The organism is Pseudomonas sp. NPDC089743, assembly GCF_044748785.1.
Classification (GTDB): Bacteria; Pseudomonadota; Gammaproteobacteria; order Pseudomonadales; family Pseudomonadaceae; genus Aquipseudomonas; species Aquipseudomonas putida_X.
Map to the genome: position 1 here is coordinate 464206 of NZ_JBIVGS010000001.1, position 19013 is coordinate 483218.

13 protein-coding genes are annotated in these 19013 nt (G+C 62.5%); 11 read left to right on the forward strand and 2 right to left on the reverse strand.

Annotated features, from left to right (window positions below; all coding sequences use genetic code 11):
* Positions 1–11: 11 nt before the first annotated feature.
* Positions 12–2465 (reverse strand): penicillin-binding protein 1A, encoded by a 2454-nt coding sequence (locus ACIPZC_RS02250; RefSeq protein WP_241805103.1) that lies wholly within the window; start codon positions 2463–2465, stop codon positions 12–14.
* A 179-nt stretch (positions 2466–2644) separates the two neighbouring features.
* On the opposite strand from ACIPZC_RS02250, the gene pilM reads away from it, so the two are divergent.
* From pilM to ACIPZC_RS02305, 11 genes are all read left to right on the forward strand, one after another.
* The gene (gene pilM / locus ACIPZC_RS02255) at positions 2645–3493 is read left to right on the forward strand and encodes a type IV pilus biogenesis protein PilM (RefSeq protein WP_400624568.1); all 849 of its coding nucleotides are present in this window, start codon (positions 2645–2647) and stop codon (positions 3491–3493) included.
* Complete coding sequence (locus ACIPZC_RS02260; RefSeq protein WP_241805105.1) at positions 3493–4029, forward strand: PilN domain-containing protein; 537 nt, start codon at positions 3493–3495, stop codon at positions 4027–4029. Before pilM ends, ACIPZC_RS02260 begins: the two co-directional genes overlap by 1 nt.
* Positions 4026–5042: a pilus assembly protein PilP gene (locus tag ACIPZC_RS02265; protein WP_400624570.1), complete on the forward strand. Its 1017-nt coding sequence runs from the start codon at positions 4026–4028 to the stop codon at positions 5040–5042. The genes ACIPZC_RS02260 and ACIPZC_RS02265 overlap by 4 nt, the downstream gene beginning before the upstream one ends.
* Positions 4966–6234, forward strand: a complete 1269-nt coding sequence (locus ACIPZC_RS02270; RefSeq protein ID WP_400624572.1) for a type IV pilus secretin PilQ — start codon at positions 4966–4968, stop codon at positions 6232–6234. Before ACIPZC_RS02265 ends, ACIPZC_RS02270 begins: the two co-directional genes overlap by 77 nt.
* Positions 6235–6238: 4 nt before the next feature.
* Complete coding sequence (gene aroK / locus ACIPZC_RS02275) at positions 6239–6757, forward strand: shikimate kinase AroK (RefSeq protein WP_241805111.1); 519 nt, start codon at positions 6239–6241, stop codon at positions 6755–6757.
* Between the two features lie 94 nt (positions 6758–6851).
* Positions 6852–7949, forward strand: coding sequence for a 3-dehydroquinate synthase (gene aroB / locus ACIPZC_RS02280; RefSeq protein WP_241805113.1), 1098 nt, complete (start codon positions 6852–6854; stop codon positions 7947–7949).
* 15 nt (positions 7950–7964) lie between these two features.
* Positions 7965–9557: an SPOR domain-containing protein gene (locus ACIPZC_RS02285; protein ID WP_400624575.1), complete on the forward strand. Its 1593-nt coding sequence runs from the start codon at positions 7965–7967 to the stop codon at positions 9555–9557.
* A 372-nt stretch (positions 9558–9929) separates the two neighbouring features.
* The gene (gene gltB / locus ACIPZC_RS02290) at positions 9930–14375 is read left to right on the forward strand and encodes a glutamate synthase large subunit (protein WP_400624577.1); all 4446 of its coding nucleotides are present in this window, start codon (positions 9930–9932) and stop codon (positions 14373–14375) included.
* 123 nt (positions 14376–14498) lie between these two features.
* Positions 14499–15917: an FAD-dependent oxidoreductase gene (locus ACIPZC_RS02295; protein ID WP_267820362.1), complete on the forward strand. Its 1419-nt coding sequence runs from the start codon at positions 14499–14501 to the stop codon at positions 15915–15917.
* Positions 15918–16068: 151 nt separating this feature from the next.
* Positions 16069–17133, forward strand: coding sequence for a uroporphyrinogen decarboxylase (gene hemE / locus ACIPZC_RS02300; RefSeq protein WP_400624579.1), 1065 nt, complete (start codon positions 16069–16071; stop codon positions 17131–17133).
* A 150-nt stretch (positions 17134–17283) separates the two neighbouring features.
* A complete protein-coding gene (locus tag ACIPZC_RS02305) occupies positions 17284–17631 on the forward strand; it encodes a YgiW/YdeI family stress tolerance OB fold protein (protein WP_400624581.1) in 348 nt (115 codons plus the stop codon).
* A 53-nt stretch (positions 17632–17684) separates the two neighbouring features.
* On the opposite strand, the gene ACIPZC_RS02310 is transcribed toward ACIPZC_RS02305, so the two are convergent.
* Positions 17685–18842 carry an MFS transporter gene (locus ACIPZC_RS02310; protein WP_241805189.1) on the reverse strand — a complete coding sequence of 386 codons (1158 nt, stop codon included), beginning with the start codon at positions 18840–18842 and terminating at the stop codon, positions 17685–17687.
* Positions 18843–19013 lie beyond the last annotated feature (171 nt).

Below are 19013 nucleotides of genomic sequence, written 5' to 3' on the forward strand. Positions count from 1 at the left end.
CGGCTTGCCGCTCAAAACAGATCCATGGGCGCCGCTTCGTCGGCTGGGAGGGGGCTGCCGGGGGCTGCGCCGTTGCCCAGTTCGTCTACCGAGGGGGGCGAATCTTCAGCTTTGAACAGCTCGAAATAGGCGTTAGGCGTGCTCGGGGAGGCGGCGCGGCCGCTCACCGGGTCGACCCGCAGGCTGAGGATGCCTTCCGGTTCTGCAGGCGGATGGTTGGGTTTGTCCTTGAGCGCCGCGCCCATGAAGCTCATCCAGATCGGCAGTGCAGCCGTCCCGCCATATTCGCGGCGGCCCAGGGTTTCCGGCTGGTCGAAACCTACCCACACGGTAGTGACGTAATCGGCATTGTAGCCAGAGAACCAGGCATCCTTGGACTCGTTGGTGGTGCCGGTCTTGCCCGCCAGGTCCGTACGGCCCAAGGCCAGGGCACGGCGCCCGGTGCCGCGTTTGATTACGTCCTGCAGCATGCTGGTCAGGATATAGGTGGTCCGGCCATCGATGATCTGCTCGGCGGTTACCGGCACTTGTGGAGCAGGGGCCGGCTGGCTCGCAGCCGACGGCCCCTCACCTGGCAGCGACGCCGTGCTGATCGGTTGCTCGGGTGCCGCGAGGCCCGCATCGTCTTCGGCGCCCTGCGGCACGCGCGCAGGGTTGGCGGTGAACAGCGTCTCACCGTTGCGGCTCTCGATGCGCTCGATCAGGTACGGGTTGATCTTGTAACCACCGTTGGCGAAAGTGCTCCAGCCGGTGGCGATTTCCATCGGCGTCAGAGTCGCGGTGCCCAATGCCAGCGAAAGGTTGGGCGGCAGGTCCTGCTTGTTGAAGCCGAACTTGGTGATGTAGTCGATGGTGCGGCCTACGCCCATGGCCTGCAGCAGACGGATCGATACCAGGTTGCGCGACTTGTACAGCGCTTCGCGCATACGAATCGGGCCGAGGAAGGTGTTGTTGTCATTCTTGGGTCGCCATTCCTTGTCCAGGTACTCGTCGACGAACACGATCGGCGCGTCGTTGACCAGGCTGGAGGCGGTATACCCGCTGTCCAGTGCCGCACTATAGATGAAGGGCTTGAAGCTCGAACCGGGCTGGCGCTTGGCCTGCATGGCGCGGTTGTAGTTGCTCTGCTCGAACGAGAAGCCGCCAACCAGTGCACGAATGGCGCCGTTGTAAGGGTCCAGCGTGATCAGCGCGCTCTGCGCTGCCGGCACCTGGCTGAATTTGAGTGTGCCGTCGTCCAGGCGCTGCACGCGTATCAGGTCGCCGACCTGGGCCACGTCCGCCGGCGATTGTGGCGCCCGGCCCTGAGCATTGCTATTGATGAACGGCCGTGCCCACTTCATGGTGTCCCAGGCGACGTCTTCTTCGTTGCCGCCACGGGTCAGCACCTTCAGGCCACTCTTCTCGACCTGGGTGACGATGGCCGGTTCCAGCCCGCCCAAGGTGCGCTGCTTGTTCAATTCCTGCAGCCAGGCAGCCTGACCTTTGCCCGGGAAGCGCGATTCAGGGCCGCGGTAGCCGTGGCGCTCATCATAATCGGACAGACCACCGTGAACGGCCTTGTTGGCCATTTCCTGCATGTCGCTCGGCACGGTGGTGGTGACGCGGAAGCCTTCGGTATACGCCTCGCTGCCATAGCGGCCGACCATTTCAGCTCGGGCCATCTCGGCGATGTAGGGCGCATTCACCTCTGGTGCCGATACGTGGTAGCTGGCGTTGAGCGGTTCGGCCAGGGCGGCCTGGTAGCTCGCCTCGTCGATCTTGCCGAGCTTGTACATGCGGCCCAGGATCCAGTCGCGGCGCTCTTTTGCGCGCGCCGGGTTGGCCAGAGGGTTGAAGCGCGACGGCGCCTTGGGCAGGCCAGCGATCATCGCCATCTGCGCCAGGCTCACGTCACGGATCGACTTGCCATAGTAAACCTGTGCGGCAGCGTCGATGCCGTAGGCGCGGTTGCCCAGGTAGATCTTGTTCACGTACAGCTCAAGGATCTCGTCCTTGGTCAGTTCGCGCTCGATCTGCAGTGCCAGCAGAATCTCGTTGGTCTTGCGCGAGAAGCTGCGCTCGCTGGTGAGGAAGTAGTTCTTCGCCACCTGCATGGTAATGGTGCTGCCGCCGGTCTGTATGTGACCGGTTTTCACCAGTTGGGTCGCGGCGCGCATCAGGCTGCCCGGGTCGACGCCGTAGTGATTGAGGAAATTGTCGTCCTCGGCTGACAGAAGCGCCTGTATGAATTGCGGGGGAATGTCCGCGAAGCGGATGGGCGAGCGGCGCATTTCGCCAAATTCAGCGATCAGCTTGCCATCGCTGCTGTACACCCTCAGGGGTATCTGCAACTGGATGCTTCTGAGCGAATCGACCGACGGCAGGTTGGGGCTAAGATACAGAAACGCACCGCTCACACCGAGTACGAGCGCGCAGATGACTGCGACGAAAGACCACCAGAAGAACTTCAGCAGGCGTATCAAGGCTTTTGGGTGTCCAGGTTGAGGGGTGAGTTGCGCACGGAGCCGGCGGACGAAAAAAACGCTGGGCATTATAAGCATTTTTCGCCTCGCCGGGTGACCGGCCGGGCAGCCCGCTGCACCGTCTGGCCATCGAGCCTGGGTGCTGGTGCGGGTTTCAGGGCTGACACAGAGGAGCAGCGATGCTTGGACGCATGGGCAAGGATGCCGGTTCACTGTTGGGGGTTGAAATCGCCGCCGATTCGGTTCGGCTTGTACAACTGCAACGCAGAAAAGGGCGCTGCGAGCGTCTTGCCTGGGAGGCCGAGCCGTTCGAGCCCGCAGGTGCTGGTGAGTGGTGGCAGGTGCCCGATCGCGTAGTGGCGGCGCTGCATCGCGCTTGCCGGCGCAGTGGCAGCCGTCAGCGGCGGGTCGCAGTGGCGCTGCCTGCCTCGCAGGTGATCTGCAAGTTGTGCCAGCTACCGGCCGACCTGCCGGTGGCCGAGATGGAGGCGCAACTCTTGGCTGATGCGGACAGGTTGTTTCCTTTTCCGCTGGAAGACTTGGTGATGGACTTCCAGGTTTTGGGGCCTTCCTGTGGCCAGGCTGACGCGCGTGATGTTCTGGTGGTGGCTTGCCGGCAGACCGTGCTGCAGCCGTTGGAAGCGCTGTTCGACGAGGCCGGCCTGCTGCTGGAGGTCGTGGAGGTCGACAGCATCGCCCTGTGGCGAATGATGCCGCAACCGCGTGCAGACGGCTCCGCGCTGCTGCGCCTCGAACCCGGTAGCGCTACGCTGCATGGCTGGTCTAACGGTGTGTTGCCGCAGCGGCGCGAAGTGCCCTTGGCCCGGCTGGATGAACTGTTTGTCGATAACCCACAGGTGCAGGACCTGCTTCTGACAGGAAGCCTGCTGCTTGAGCAAGGTCGGCTCGATCAGTTGTGCAGCCAGTTGAATAGGCCTTGCCGGCCATTGCCACAGGTGGCTGGCCTTGCATGCCACGACGGCGACATGGCACTGGCGACTGCCCTGGCGCTGGGGGCTTTGCGCTGATGCTGCGTATCAATCTTCTGCCCTGGCGCGAGCAGCAGCGCCAGGCAGCACTTCGCCGCTTTCAATTCAGGCTGATTGGCGGCGTGGTGCTGGCGCTTTGTGTGGTGTTGTTGATGGACCAGCTGGCACGCCAGCGCGCGCAGCATCAGTTGGCTGCCAACCTGGGCCGGCAGGCCGCCATCGCTGGTCTCGATACGCAGTTGCAGCAGCTTGACGTCATTCACCAGGCCCTCGACGCAGCACAGGCCCAAACCGCTCTGCTGGACGCTCTGTTCGCTGATCGAGGGTATCTGACGGCGCTGTTCAGCGCGCTGGAGCGGGCATTACCCGAGGGCGTTCAGGTGGTCGAACTGAAGGTCGAGGGTGAGCGGTTGCACGTGGTCGGGCTGGCTGCGTCCAGTGCTGTGATAGCGCAATTGATGCGCGATCTCGGGCGCTCCGGGGTATTGCTCGACCTGGAGCTGAAGCGGATCGAGAGCTTGCCTGCTGGCGAGAAGTTTTTGCTGCAGGCGCGGATGTCGGCCTCTTGGTCGTGAAACTGCGCACCCGTCTGGACTGGCAGGCGCTCGTGGCGCGCTCGCGCCTGTTCCGGTGTGCCCTGCCGATAGCTGCGGGGTGCCTGGTCGTTGCGGCAGGCTGCCTGATGCGTTGGCCGGAATGGCGGCAACTGCAGCACACAGCCCAGGCAAACCAAAAGGCCCTTGACGACAAGCACCAGGCCAAGGCTGCCGAGGTATCGGCTCGTGTGCATGCTCCGCAAGCGCTGAGCGACGCCCAGCGGCACTTGGACGATATGCGATGGCGTCTGGCGGCCGGCGGCGAAATCAGCGATCTGCTCGACCAATTGGCCGCATCGGGGCATGTGCATGGGCTGCATTTCGAGCGGCTTGAGGTGCTGGATGAGCAGAATCAGCCAGGTTTTGGCCGAACACCGCTGGATGTGCAGGTCGTGGGGCGTTACGCGGCACTGCGAATGTGGCTCGATGATTGGCTTGGGCAGGTTCGCCTGCTGCGTGCCGGTGATATGCATCTGGCCAGTGCTCATGGCAGGCCGGGCGTGTTGAGGTTAAGGCTGCGTGTCGACGCCTTCCACGCCGATGGGGCGGTGGCAGAGCCGGAATCACTGGCTTGGCTGCCTGCGCGTGATCACGTCAGGCCAGCTGTGGCCGACCCCTTTTCTGGCTGGTCGGGCCGCGCTGTAAAGCAAGGGCTCGCCAACATACCGCTCGCTCAGCTGGAAATGGTCGGCAGCTTGTCCCGAGGTATGCAGCATGAGGCTCTGCTGTTGTCTGCAGGGCGGCTCTATCGCGTGCGTGCCGGTGACCGGCTGGGGCGCGATGAGGGGGTGGTGGTGCGCGTGGACGCGCAACAGGTCGAGGTGTGCGAACGGTTGTTCGTGGGGGGCATTTGGCGCGAGCGCACCACAGTGCTGACACTCAGGAAGGGCGTGGACAGGGAGGTCACGCGGGACAATGAACGGGATGATGAAGTGGCTGGTGGCGGCCTTGCTGCCGATGCCTTCGCTGGCAGCGACGCCTTATCAGGGTGAACCGGTTTCGCTGAACTTCCAGGACGTGGAAGTGCGCCTTGTGTTGCAGGTGCTGGCCGATTATGCCGGCATCAATCTGGTCGCCAGCGACACGGTGCAGGGCAGTATCACCTTGCGTCTGCAGGATGTTCCGTGGGATCAGGCGCTGGAATTGGTGCTGCGCAGCAAGGGGCTGGCCCGGCGGGAAGAAGGCAAGGTACTGGTGGTGGCGCCAGCGGCTGAGCTGGCCGAACAGGCGCTGGGGGCGCGTATGGGGTTGGAGCTGGAGGCCCAGTCGCAGCCGTTGCGCCGGGAGTTGCTGCCGATACAACACGCCGCGGCCTCAGAACTTGCCGAGTTGCTGCTGGCTACGTTGGCCGATGACGGTATTCTGACTGGGCGCGGTAGTTTGAATGTGGATGTGCGCACCAATACGCTGGTCGCTCACCAGCCTGAGGACCGGCTTGCCGAGTTGCGCCAGTTGGTTGCGCAGCTGGATGTGCCTGTACGGCAGGTCGAGATCGAGGCCCGCATCGTGGAGGCCAATGTCGATTACGAGCACAGCCTTGGGGTGCGCTGGGGCCCGCGTCTCTATGGCGAAGCCCCTGCGTTGGGCGCGGACGTATTTGTCGATCTTGGGGTGGAGCGGGCCGGTTCCAGCATCGGCTTGGGCGTATTGCGCGGGGGCGTGCTGCTGGACCTTGAACTCAGCGCCATGGAGAAGACCGGTAATGGCGAAATCATCTCCCAGCCCAAGGTGGTAACCGCCAATAACGAGACTGCCCGTATCCTCAAAGGCACCGAAGTCCCTTACCAGGAGACCTCTAAGAGTGGCGCTACGTCGGTTGCATTCCGCGAGGCGTCGCTGTCGCTGGAGGTCACGCCGCAGATTACGCCGGACGGCAAGGTGATCATGACGGTCAAGGTGACCAAGGACGAGCCTGATTTCGTCAATGCCTTGCACGATGTGCCGCCGATCCGCAAGAACGAGGTCAATGCCAAGGTCCGGGTAGCGGATGGGGAAACCATCGTCATTGGCGGTGTGTACTCGACCACGCAAAACAATGTGGTCGACAAGGTGCCATTTTTCGGCGATCTGCCGTATGTTGGGCGGCTGTTTCGACGCGATGTATTACAAGAGAAAAAATCCGAGCTGCTGGTCTTCCTGACTCCGCGTATCATGAGTGACCAGGCGATTGCTGTGAGTCGTTGATTCTGTGCGAAATTTGATACTTGTAGGGCCCATGGGCGCTGGAAAAAGCACCATCGGGCGCCTGTTGGCCAAAGAGCTGCGCCTGCTGTTCAAAGATTCCGACAAGGAAATCGAACTGCGAACCGGCGCCAATATCCCGTGGATCTTCGACAAAGAAGGCGAGCCGGGTTTCCGTGACCGTGAGCAGGCGATGATCGCCGAGCTCTGCGCGCTCGATGGCGTGGTCGTGGCGACCGGCGGCGGTGCGGTCATGCGCGAGGCCAACCGCCACGCGCTGCACCATGGCGGCCGGGTGATCTACCTGCATGCCTCGGTGGAACAGCAAGTGGGGCGAACTGCGCGTGATCGCAATCGGCCATTGCTGCGTACCGCCAATCCAGAGGCGACCTTGCGTAACCTGCTCGAGGCCCGCGACCCGCTGTACCGTGAGATCGCCGACATCGTGGTGGAAACCGACGAACGGCCGCCGCGCATGGTCGTACTGGATATTCTCGAACGCTTGCAGCAATTGCCGCCCCGGTAGGCCGGGACTATTCTCGGCCAGGGCCGAGGCGAGGTTCAACGTTACCGCGTGGGTCGCTCAGCCAGCGCCGCGCCCAAGTACATTGTGGGGATACATGCAGACACTTAAGGTCGACCTGGGCGAGCGTAGCTACCCGATCTACATTGGCGAAGGCCTGCTTGACCAGCCAGAACTGCTGGCGCCGCATATTGCCGGCCGGCAGGTTGCCATCGTTTCCAACGAGACCGTCGCGCCCCTGTATCTCGAACGTCTGAGCAAGACGCTGGGTGCCTATGCGGTGCTGCCAGTGATCCTTCCGGATGGCGAAGCCCACAAGAACTGGGAAACCCTGCAGTTGATCTTCGACGGCCTGCTGCGCGCCCGGCACGACCGCCGCACCACGGTGGTGGCCCTCGGTGGTGGCGTTATCGGCGACATGGCCGGCTTCGCTGCCGCGTGCTATCAGCGTGGCGTCGATTTCATCCAGGTCCCCACCACCCTGCTTTCCCAGGTCGACTCCTCTGTTGGAGGCAAGACCGGCATCAACCACCCGCTGGGCAAGAACATGGTAGGTGCGTTCTATCAGCCCAATGCCGTGCTGATCGACACCGCCACCCTCAAGACCCTGCCCGAGCGCGAGCTGTCGGCGGGCCTTGCCGAAGTGATCAAGTACGGGCTGATCTGCGACAAGCCCTTCCTCGGTTGGCTCGAGGACAATATCAAGGCCTTGCGCGCCCTTGAACCCGCGGCGCTGACCGAAGCGATCCAGCGCTCATGTGCAGCCAAGGCCGCCGTGGTCGGGGCTGATGAGCGTGAGTCCGGTGTGCGCGCAACGCTCAACCTGGGGCATACCTTCGGGCATGCCATCGAAACGCACATGGGCTACGGTGTCTGGTTGCACGGCGAAGCCGTTGCAGCGGGCACGGTGATGGCTCTGGAGATGTCGATGCGCCTGGGCTGGATCGACCAGTCCGAGCGCGATCGCGCAATCCGCCTGCTGCAGGATGCAGGTTTGCCGGTGGTGCCACCACAGGAAATGACCCCGGCGCATTTCATGGAGCATATGGCGGTCGACAAGAAGGTGATCGATGGGCGTTTGCGTCTGGTGCTCCTGCGCCAGATGGGCGAAGCCGTGGTGACCGACGACTATCCGAAAGAGGTTCTTCAGGCCACGCTGTCGGCGGATTACCGCGCGATCGTGGCCCAGCTTTGAGGTTGTGACAGCGCAATGACCAGTTTGCATGCCGATGAGGCGTTTCTCGACCATTACCAGTTGAGCCACGATCCGTTCGCGCCGCGTGTGCCCGGCTTCAAGTTTTTCCCTGCCCAGCGCAAGCCTGTGCTCGGCCAACTGCACCACCTGGCCCGTTACAGCCAGCTGATGCTGGTGGTTACAGGGCCTGTCGGCAGTGGTAAAACCTTGCTGCGCCAGGCCTTGGTGGCCAGCACCAACAAGCAGTCGGTGCAGAGCGTAGTGGTCTCGGCCCGTAGCGCCAGCGATGCCGCCAGTGTGCTGGGCCAGGTGGCCCAGGCGCTTGAGCTGGCCACGGCGGACGTTCAGGCGATCCTCTCCAAGGTAGTCCAGCTTGCCCTCACCGGGCAGGAAGTCTATTTACTGGTGGACGATGCGGAACAACTCGACGAGTCGGCACTCCAAGCGTTGCTGGAGCTGGCTGCAGGTGTCCCGGAGGGGCGCCCGCACGTGTTCCTGTTCGGCGAAGCGTCGCTGATCGCCGGGTTGGACGAGATCCCTGTCGAGGAAGAGCGTTTCCACGTCATTGAACTCGCGCCCTACAGCGAGGAAGAGACCCGCGAGTACCTGGAGCAGCGCCTGGAAGGGGCAGGCCGGGGCATCGAGGTGTTCACCCATGAGCAGATCGTCGATATTCACGAACACTCCGACGGGTGGCCCGGCAATATCAACCAGGTCGCCCGCGATACTTTGATCGAAGCCATGATCGCCAGCCGTAGTTCGGCGAAGCGACCAACCATGGGGTTCAAAATGCCTAAGAAACACGTGCTCGCGCTGTCCGCTGTCGTTGTGGTCGCCGTTGCTGCTGCGGTTCTCATGCCCAAGAAAAGCGACAAGGCGGCCACGGATGCGCCGACGGCCCAAGCCCAATTGCCGCTGGGGGAAGGAAAGCCTGCTGACCCGGCGATCGAGTTCTCAGGGTCGTCGCAGCCGATGCCACTGCCGCTGGTTGGCCAGTCGCAGCCGGTGATGCGCGAGCCTCTGGCGCAGGCCGCCGGCATGGGGGATGGTGAGGAAGGTGGCCCGGCGGACAGCACTGCGCTGCAGCCGGGCAATCCGCCGACGGTCACGACCATCGCACCACCGCAGGGTGAGGCTGCCGGCCCTGCACCCACCATGGCCCAGGCCACTACCAGCACGCCGCCGGCTCAGCCGGTTGCTCCTGCGCAGAAACCGGTAGCAACCCAGCCGGCCAAGCTGGTTGCACCTGCCAAGCCTGCTCCGGCACCGACCCAGGTTGCCACCGCCAAGCCTGCTGCCAAAGCGGCTGGCGGGAGCGGTAACAGTGGCTGGTACACCGGGCAGAAGCCTGGCAACTATGTCGTGCAGATCCTCGGTACCAGCTCTGAAGCGTCGGCGCAGGCCTTCGTCAAGGCGCAGGGTGGCGACTATCGCTACTTCAAGAAAACCCTGCAGGGCAAGCCGCTTTACGTGGTCACTTATGGTAGCTTCGCCAACCGCGATGCAGCGGTTGCGGCAATCAAGAACTTGCCAGCGAAGGTTCAGGCTGGTAAACCTTGGCCACGTACTGTAGCCAGCGTCCAACAAGAGCTGGCTACGGCCCGCTGATACCTTCCGGGCGGCACCACCCCGCCGCCCAGTTGCTGAGCGATAACTGACTTTCGTCTAGCCTGCTGCGCCCGAGCGCGGCAGGCTTTTCTGTCCCAGGCTGCCGGCCACAAGCCAATCTTGCAGTCATGGCTGGAACGCTTCAGACTCGAGCCAAGCCGCTATCACGGCGCATGGCGCAAAACATTCAATATTGCGACATAAATTTTCAATGGTGAGACATGAAAATTTGTGGGCATCGCTGTCGCTGTGCAACAATGGTTTTCCATGGCCACCGCAAAAAAGCTGGCATTTGATCGGCGTGGATGGTAAGTGGTTGTTAAAAAAGAGATTTGCCTCCGGTTGAGAGGTGAACCTGGTGAGAAAGTGTCTATGAAAACAGGTCTGTACCATCCCGAAGAATTCAAGGACAACTGTGGTTTTGGCCTGATCGCCCATATGACGGGCGAACCGAGCCACCACCTTCTGCAAACTGCCATGCAGGCCCTGACTTGCATGACCCACCGCGGCGGTATCAACGCCGACGGCAAGACCGGTGACGGTTGCGGTCTGCTCATGCAGAAACCCGATCAATTCCTGCGTGCCGTAGCCCAGGAACATTTTGCCGTCGAGCTGCCAAAGCAGTACGCCGTTGGCATGGTGTTCTTCAACCAGGACCCGGTAAAAGCCGAAGCTGCTCGCGCCAACATGGACCGCGAAATCATCGCTGCCGGCCTGACCCTGGTTGGCTGGCGCAAAGTCCCGATCGACACCAGCGTGCTCGGCCGCCTGGCGCTGGAGCGCCTGCCGCAGATCGAACAGGTGTTCATCGGCGGTGAAGGTCTGAGCGATCAGGAATTCGCCATCAAGCTGTTCAGTGCCCGTCGCCGTTCGTCCGTGGCCAACGCCCACGACGCCGACCACTACATCTGCAGCTTCTCGCACAAGACCATCATCTACAAAGGCCTGATGATGCCGCGCGATCTCGCGGCCTTCTATCCAGACCTGGACGACGAGCGCCTGCAAACCGCGATCTGCGTGTTCCACCAGCGCTTCTCCACCAACACCCTGCCGAAATGGCCGCTGGCGCAGCCGTTCCGCTTCCTCGCCCACAATGGCGAGATCAATACCATCACCGGTAACCGCAACTGGGCCATGGCCCGTCGCACCAAGTTCGCCAACGACCAGATCCCCGACCTCGAAGAGCTCGGCCCGCTGGTCAACCGCGTTGGTTCCGACTCCTCGAGCATGGACAACATGCTGGAGCTGATGGTCACCGGCGGCATCGACCTGTTCCGCGGCGTGCGCATGCTGGTACCGCCAGCCTGGCAGAACGTCGAGACCATGGACGCCGACCTGCGCGCGTTCTATGAATACAACTCCATGCACATGGAGCCGTGGGATGGCCCCGCCGGCATCGTCATGACCGAAGGCCGCCATGCGGTGTGCCTGCTTGACCGCAACGGCCTGCGCCCGGCGCGCTGGGTGACCACCAAGAATGGCTATATCACCCTGGCGTCGGAAATCGGCGTCTGGGACTACAAGCCTGAAGATGTCATCGCCAAGGGGCGTGTCGGCCCAGGCCAGATCTTCGCCGTGGACACCGAGACCGGTCACATCCTCGACACCGATGCCATCGACAACCGGCTGAAGTCGCGCCACCCGTACAAGCGCTGGCTGCGTCAGCACGCCTTGCGTATCCAGGCGACCCTCACCGACGACCAGGGCGCGGCCAGCTACGACGCTGACCAGCTCAAGCAGTACATGAAGATGTTCCAGGTGACGTTCGAAGAGCGTGACCAGGTACTGCGCCCACTCGGCGAGCAAGGCCAGGAAGCGGTCGGTTCGATGGGTGACGACACGCCAATGGCTGTCCTGTCGCAGCGCGTGCGTTCGCCTTACGACTTCTTCCGCCAGCAGTTCGCCCAGGTTACCAACCCGCCGATCGACCCGCTGCGCGAAGCGATCGTCATGTCGCTGGAGATCTGCCTGGGTGCCGAGCGCAACATCTTCCAGGAATCTCCCGAGCATGCCTCGCGGGTAATCCTCAGCTCCCCGGTCATCTCGCCCGCCAAATGGCGTTCGTTGATGAACCTGGAGCGCGAAGGCTTCGACCGTCAGCTGATCGACCTCAACTATGAGGAACGCATCGGCCTGGAAGCGGCCATCCGTAACATCGCCGATCAGGCAGAAGAAGCGGTTCGCGCAGGCAAGACCCAGCTGGTGCTCAGCGACCGCTATATCGCCCCGGGCAAGCTGCCGGTGCATGCTTCGTTCGCCGTTGGCGCGGTCCATCACCGCCTGACGGAAAAAGGCCTGCGTTGCGACAGCAACATCCTGGTCGAAACCGCCACTGCCCGTGATCCGCACCACTTCGCGGTACTGCTGGGCTTCGGCGCCTCTGCGGTATACCCGTACCTGGCGTATGAAGTGCTGGCCGACCTGATCCGCACCGGCGAAGTGCTGGGCGACCTGGACGAAGTGTTCAAGTACTACCGCAAAGGCATCTCCAAGGGCCTGCTGAAGATCCTGTCGAAGATGGGCATCTCCACCATCGCCTCTTACCGTGGCGCCCAGCTGTTCGAAGCGGTGGGCCTGGCCGAAGAAGTGGTCGGCTTGAGCTTCAAAGGCGTGTCCAGCCGCATCAAGGGCGCGCGTTTCGTCGACCTTGAGGGCGACCAGAAGCTGCTCGCCGCTGAGGCCTGGAGCGGGCGCAAGCCGATCCAGCAGGGCGGTCTGCTCAAGTTCGTCCACGGCGGCGAGTACCACGCCTACAACCCGGATGTGGTCAATACGCTGCAGGCTGCCGTGCAGCAGGGCGACTACGCCAAGTTCAAGGAATACACCACGCTGGTCGACCAGCGCCCGGTATCGATGATCCGCGACCTGCTGAAGGTGAAGGTGGCCGATCAGGCCCTGCCGCTGGATCAGATCGAGCCGCTGGAGGCGATCCTCAAGCGCTTCGACTCTGCTGGTATTTCGCTGGGCGCGCTGTCGCCAGAGGCTCACGAAGCGCTGGCCGAGGCGATGAATCGCCTGGGCGCGCGCTCCAACTCCGGTGAGGGCGGTGAAGACCCGTCGCGCTATGGCACCATCCGTAGCTCCAAGATCAAGCAGGTGGCCACCGGCCGCTTCGGTGTGACTCCGGAATACCTGGTCAATGCCGAAGTGCTGCAGATCAAGGTTGCCCAAGGCGCCAAACCGGGCGAGGGTGGGCAGTTGCCAGGCGGCAAGGTCAACGGCCTGATCGCCAAGCTGCGCTATGCGGTACCGGGCGTGACCCTGATTTCGCCGCCGCCACACCACGATATCTACTCGATTGAAGACCTGGCCCAGCTGATTTATGACCTCAAGCAGGTCAACCCTCAGGCCCTGGTGTCGGTCAAGCTGGTGGCAGAAGCAGGCGTGGGTACCATCGCCGCTGGCGTGGCCAAGGCCTATGCCGACCTGATCACCATCTCCGGTTACGACGGTGGTACCGGTGCTTCGCCGCTGACCTCGATCAAGTACGCCGGCGCCCCGTGGGAACTGGGCCTGGCCGAAACCCACCAGACCCTGCGCGGCAACGACCTGCGCGGCAAGGTACGGGTACAGACCGACGGTGGCCTGAAAACCGGCCTGGACGTGATCAAGGCTGCCATCCTGGGTGCCGAGAGCTTTGGCTTCGGTACCGCACCGATGATCGCCCTGGGCTGCAAGTACCTGCGCATCTGCCACCTGAACAACTGCGCCACCGGCGTGGCCACGCAGAACGACAAGCTGCGCAAGGACCATTACATCGGCACCGTCGACATGGTGATCAACTTCTTCACCTTCGTTGCCGAAGAAACCCGCGAGTGGCTGGCCAAGCTGGGTGTGCGTAGCCTGGGCGAGCTGATCGGCCGGACCGACCTGCTCGACGTGCTGCCAGGCGATACCGAGCGCCAGCACCACCTTGACCTGTCGCCGCTGCTGGGCAGCTCGCACATTCCGGCCGACAAGCCGCAGTTCTGCGAAGTCGACAAGAACCCGCCGTTCGACAAGGGCGAGCTGGCCGAGAAGATGGTGGAAATGGCCCTGCCGGCCATCCGCGATCAGGCCGGTGGCGAGTTCGCGCTCGACATCTGCAACTGTGACCGCTCCATCGGTGCGCGCATCTCCGGCGAAATCGCCAAGCTGCACGGCAACCAGGGCATGGCCGCAGCGCCGATCACCTTCCGCTTCAAGGGCACTGCAGGCCAGAGCTTCGGCGTGTGGAACGCCGGCGGCCTGAACCTGTACCTGGAAGGTGACGCCAACGACTACGTCGGCAAAGGCATGACCGGTGGCAAGGTCACCATCGTGCCGCCAGCCGGCAGCCCGTTCGAAACCCAGCACAGCGCCATTGTCGGCAACACCTGCCTCTATGGCGCCACGGGCGGCAAGCTGTTCGCCGCCGGCACCGCGGGCGAGCGCTTCGCTGTGCGTAACTCCGGCGCCCACGCTGTTGTCGAGGGTACTGGCGATCACTGCTGTGAATACATGACCGGTGGCTTTGTCTGCGTCCTGGGCAAGACCGGTTACAACTTCGGCTCTGGCATGACTGGTGGCTTCGCCTACGTGCTCGACATGGACAACAGCTTCGTCGACAAGCTCAACCACGAACTGGTGGAAATCCAGCGTATCAGTGGTGAAGCGATGGAAGCCTACCGTAGCCACCTGGCGCGGGTCCTTGGCGAATACGTGGAAGAAACCGGCAGCGAGTGGGGGCGTGAGCTCTCGGAGAACCTGGACGATTACGTGCGGCGCTTCTGGTTGGTCAAGCCGAAGGCGGCCAATCTCAAGCAACTGCTGTCCAGTACCCGTGCCAACCCGCAGTAAAAACAGCTGCAAGTGGCAAGCCTCAGGCTGCAAACAACAGCAGTCCGAGGTTTGCCCGGCTTAAGTGATCGTCTTGCGGCTTGCAGCGCGTAGCTTGCAGCTGCTGTTAAGAGGTTTTGAAAAATGGCTGAACGTCTGAGTAACGACTTCCAGTTCATCGAAGTGGGCCGCAAGGACCCGAAGAAAAAGCTGCTGCGCCAGCGCAAGAAAGAGTTCGTGGAAATCTACGAGCCTTTCAAGCCCCAGCAGTCCGTAGAGCAGGCGCATCGCTGTCTGGGCTGCGGTAACCCGTATTGTGAGTGGAAGTGCCCGGTGCACAACTTCATCCCGAACTGGTTGAAGCTGGTCGCCGAAGGCAACATCCTGGCCGCGGCCGAACTGTCGCATCAGACCAACACCCTGCCGGAAGTCTGTGGCCGTGTGTGCCCGCAAGACCGCCTGTGCGAGGGTGCCTGCACGCTGAACGACGGCTTCGGCGCGGTGACCATCGGTTCGGTTGAGAAGTACATCACCGACACCGCCTTCGCCATGGGTTGGCGCCCGGACATGTCCAAGGTCAAACCGACTGGCAAGCGCGTTGCCATCATCGGTGCTGGCCCGGCGGGCCTGGGCTGTGCCGACGTGCTGGTGCGTGCCGGGGTTACCCCGGTGGTGTTCGACAAGAACCCTGAAATCGGCGGCTTGCTGACCTTCGGCATCCCTGAGTTCAAGCTGGAAAAGACCGTGCTGAGCCATCGTCGCGAAGTCTTTACTGGCATGGGTATCGAGTTCCGCCTGAACACCGAGGTGGGCACCGACATCACCATGGAACAGCTGCTCGCCGAGTACGACGCCGTGTTCATGGGCATGGGTACCTATACCTACATGAAAGGCGGCTTCCCGGGCGAGGACCTGCCGGGCGTGCATGACGCGCTGGATTTCCTGATCGCCAACGTCAACCGCAACCTGGGCTTCGAGAAGTCGCCGCAAGACTTCGTCGATATGCAGGGCAAGAGGGTCGTGGTGCTGGGCGGTGGCGACACCGCGATGGACTGCAACCGCACCTCGATCCGCCAGGGAGCCAAGTCGGTGACCTGTGCCTACCGCCGTGACGAAGCCAACATGCCAGGCTCGCGCAAAGAGGTGAAAAACGCCAAGGAAGAGGGCGTGAAATTCCTCTACAACCGTCAGCCGATCGCCATTGTCGGTGAAGACAAGGTCGAAGGCGTGAAGGTGGTCGAGACCCGTCTTGGCGAGCCGGATGCCCGTGGCCGTCGCAGCCCCGAGCCGATCCCGGGTTCCGAAGAAATCCTCCCGGCGGACGCCGTGGTGATCGCGTTCGGCTTCCGCCCAAGCCCGGCACCCTGGTTCGAGCAGCATGGCATCCAGATGGACAGCCAAGGCCGTGTGGTGGCCCCGGAGAAAGGCACGTTCAAGCACCAGACCAGCAACCCGAAAATATTTGCCGGTGGCGATATGGTGCGCGGTTCGGACCTGGTGGTGACCGCCATCTTCGAAGGCCGCAACGCTGCCGAAGGTATCCTGGATTACCTCGAAGTGTGATCGACCCGATGGGGCCGCACAGCGGCCTCATCGGTTTTTGTATACAAAATTGCTTGATCCACGGCACCCAATAGACAAAACGCATGGTCTCAACCGTGCCTTTTGCGCTGGCGTCTGAGAAAATGCCCGCACTTTTTTGCCGGATGCCGACATGACTGCCCTGAAGAACGATCGTTTCCTGCGTGCACTGCTCAAGCAACCCGTAGACGTCACCCCTGTATGGATGATGCGCCAGGCCGGCCGTTACCTGCCGGAATACCGCGCCAGCCGCGCCAAGGCCGGTGACTTCATGAGCCTGTGCATGAACCCCCAGTTCGCCTGTGAGGTCACCCTGCAGCCGCTGGAACGCTACCCGCTCGACGCAGCGATCCTGTTCTCGGACATCCTCACCATTCCCGATGCCATGGGCCTTGGCCTTTACTTCGAGACCGGCGAAGGCCCGCGTTTCAAGAAGGTCATCAGCACCCCGGCCGACATCGAAGCGTTGGCCATCCCTGATCCGCAGAAAGACCTCGGCTACGTGATGGATGCCGTCAGCACCATTCGGCGCGAGCTCAACGGCCGTGTGCCGCTGATCGGTTTCTCCGGCAGCCCATGGACCCTGGCCACCTACATGGTCGAAGGTGGCTCGTCCAAAGACTTCCGCAAGACCAAGGCGATGGCCTACGACAACCCGCAAGCCCTGCACATGCTGCTGGACAAGCTGGCACAGTCGGTCACCAGCTACCTCAACGGGCAGATCCTGGCCGGCGCCCAGGCCGTGCAGATCTTCGACACCTGGGGCGGCAACCTGTCGGCGGCGGCGTATCAGGAGTTTTCCCTGGCCTACATGCGCAAGATCGTCAGCGGCCTGATCCGTGAGCACGATGGGCGCAAGGTGCCGGTAATCCTGTTCACCAAGAATGGCGGCCTGTGGCTGGAGAGCATCGCTGAAGCCGGCGCTGATGCACTGGGCCTGGACTGGACCTGCGAGATCGGCGACGCCCGCCGCCGCGTGGGTGACAAGGTTGCCCTGCAAGGCAACATGGACCCGACCGTGCTGTACGCCAAGCCCGAGGCCATCCGCAACGAAGTGGCACGGATCCTGGCGAGCTATGGCCAGGGTACCGGCCATGTGTTCAACCTGGGTCACGGCATTACGCCGGAGGTCGACCCGGAGCATGCGGGCGTGTTCATCAACGCCGTGCATGAACTGTCCGCGCAGTACCACCAGTGATCTGAGTGCTGCCAGTCAAGCGAATCGGGGCCGCTTTGCGGCCCATCTCCGGCAAAGCCGGTGCCATGCCCTGGTTTTGTTGCATTAAGTTTTAATTCAGCGATCGTCGCTAATCTGGTCCCATCGAAACCGAAACAGGACCCGAACCTCATGAAAGCTCGCTACTTCGCTCTGATTCTCGCCCCCTTGTTCAGTACCGCTGCCTTGGCCGCCGGTTACACCGGCCCAGGCGCTCAGGCGGTGACAACCGTCGCCGCGGCCAATGACGCAGCCGATGACACCCCCGTAGTGCTGCAGGGGTATGTCACCAAGAAGGTCGACAATGACGACAAGTACGAATTCAAGGACAACACCGGCACCATCTCCGTCGAGATCGATGATGAAGACCTGCCGCCGACGCCGTTCAACGACAAGACCAAGGTCAAGCTGACCGGTGAGGTGGAAAAGCACCTGATGAGCCGTGAAGTGGATGTGGACATCGTCGAGATCGTGAACTGACCTGAGGGCCCAATCTTCGGCAAACCGGCGATTGGGCTGCAGCGCAACCCTGTTCAGGCAGCCTTGGGCGCCAGCTTGCTGAGGTGCAATGCCACCAGCAACGCCACCGTCAGCAGGCTGCCGATGAACAGCCCGATACCACTCCAGCCCCACTGGTGCCAGAACACCCCACCTGCCGTGCCCGCCACACTCGACCCCGCGTAATAGCAGAACAGGTACAACGAAGAAGCCTGGCCCTTGGCCTTCAGCGCTCGCCGGCCGATCCAGCTGCTGGCCACCGAATGCGCTCCGAAAAAGCCGAAGGTAAAGATCAGCATCCCCACGATAATCATCACCAGGGGGCTGGCCAATGTCAGCAACAGCCCGCCCGCCATGACCAGAATGCTCGCCCAGAACACCCGCCGGCGTCCCAGTTTATCTGCCAGCGCCCCCACTTGCGCCGAGCTGTAGATACCCGACAGATAAACCACCGATAGCAGGCCGACCAGCGCTTGGTTCATGTGATAGGGCTCGGCCAGCAGCCGATAGCCGATGTAGTTGAACAGGGTGACGAACGCGCCCATCAGCAGGAACGCTTCGAGGAACAACCAGGGCAGGCCCGCGTCCTTGAAGTGCATGACGAAGCCGTCCAGCAGGCTGCGCGGTTTCAGCGTCTGCGCCCTGAAATTGCGCGATTCGGGGAGCACCTTCCAGAACACCAGCGCTGCGATCAGGGCCAGGCCACCGATGGTCAGCATTGCCGTGTGCCAGCTGACGAAGTCGATCAGCACGCCGGTGATCAGGCGACCGCTCATGCCGCCGATGGCATTGCCACCGATATACAAGCCCATGGCCAGGCCGATGTGCTGGGGGTGGATTTCTTCGCTCAGGTAGGTCATCGCCACAGCTGCCAGGCCGCTCAGCGACAGGCCGACCAGCGCCCGCGTGGCGAGTACGCCTTCCCAGGTCGGCATCACCGCGCTGACGATGGTCGATAACGCGGCGCAGAGCAGGGCAAACACCATCACCGGCTTGCGCCCGATGCGGTCGGAAATCGGCCCGGTGATCAGCAGGCCGAACGCCAGCATGCCGGTCGACACTGACAGTACCAGGCTGCTCTGCGCGGCATTGATCGAAAACTCCTGCGACAGCAGCGGCATCATCGGCTGCACGCAATACAGCAGGGCGAAGGTCGCGAAGCCCCCGCTGAACAGGGCCAGTACGGTCTTCATGAAGGCAGGGGTGCCTTTCTCGATCCAGATGTCGTTCAGCGGGGTGGGCTCGGGCTCAGCAGGAAGGGGGGCTACAGCAGTCTTCACGGGTGGGTACCTCAGGTGCAATGAAAAAATCATATAGCTGCCTAATGATTAGATCCAATATATTGTTCGACCTATTTAAGATGT

Excerpts from the sequence above, each read along its gene's own strand:
- ACIPZC_RS02305 (WP_400624581.1), top strand. The coding sequence starts at position 17,284 with ATGAAAGCTCGCTACTTCGCTCTGATTCTCGCCCCCTTGTTCAGTACC.
- hemE (WP_400624579.1), top strand. The coding sequence starts at position 16,069 with ATGACTGCCCTGAAGAACGATCGTTTCCTGCGTGCACTGCTCAAGCAA.
- aroB (WP_241805113.1), top strand. The coding sequence starts at position 6,852 with ATGCAGACACTTAAGGTCGACCTGGGCGAGCGTAGCTACCCGATCTAC.
- ACIPZC_RS02295 (WP_267820362.1), top strand. The coding sequence starts at position 14,499 with ATGGCTGAACGTCTGAGTAACGACTTCCAGTTCATCGAAGTGGGCCGC.
- ACIPZC_RS02260 (WP_241805105.1), top strand. The coding sequence starts at position 3,493 with ATGCTGCGTATCAATCTTCTGCCCTGGCGCGAGCAGCAGCGCCAGGCA.
- ACIPZC_RS02285 (WP_400624575.1), top strand. The coding sequence starts at position 7,965 with ATGACCAGTTTGCATGCCGATGAGGCGTTTCTCGACCATTACCAGTTG.
- pilM (WP_400624568.1), top strand. The coding sequence starts at position 2,645 with ATGCTTGGACGCATGGGCAAGGATGCCGGTTCACTGTTGGGGGTTGAA.
- gltB (WP_400624577.1), top strand. The coding sequence starts at position 9,930 with ATGAAAACAGGTCTGTACCATCCCGAAGAATTCAAGGACAACTGTGGT.
- ACIPZC_RS02270 (WP_400624572.1), top strand. The coding sequence starts at position 4,966 with ATGAACGGGATGATGAAGTGGCTGGTGGCGGCCTTGCTGCCGATGCCT.
- ACIPZC_RS02310 (WP_241805189.1), bottom strand. The coding sequence starts at position 18,842 with ATGAAGACCGTACTGGCCCTGTTCAGCGGGGGCTTCGCGACCTTCGCC.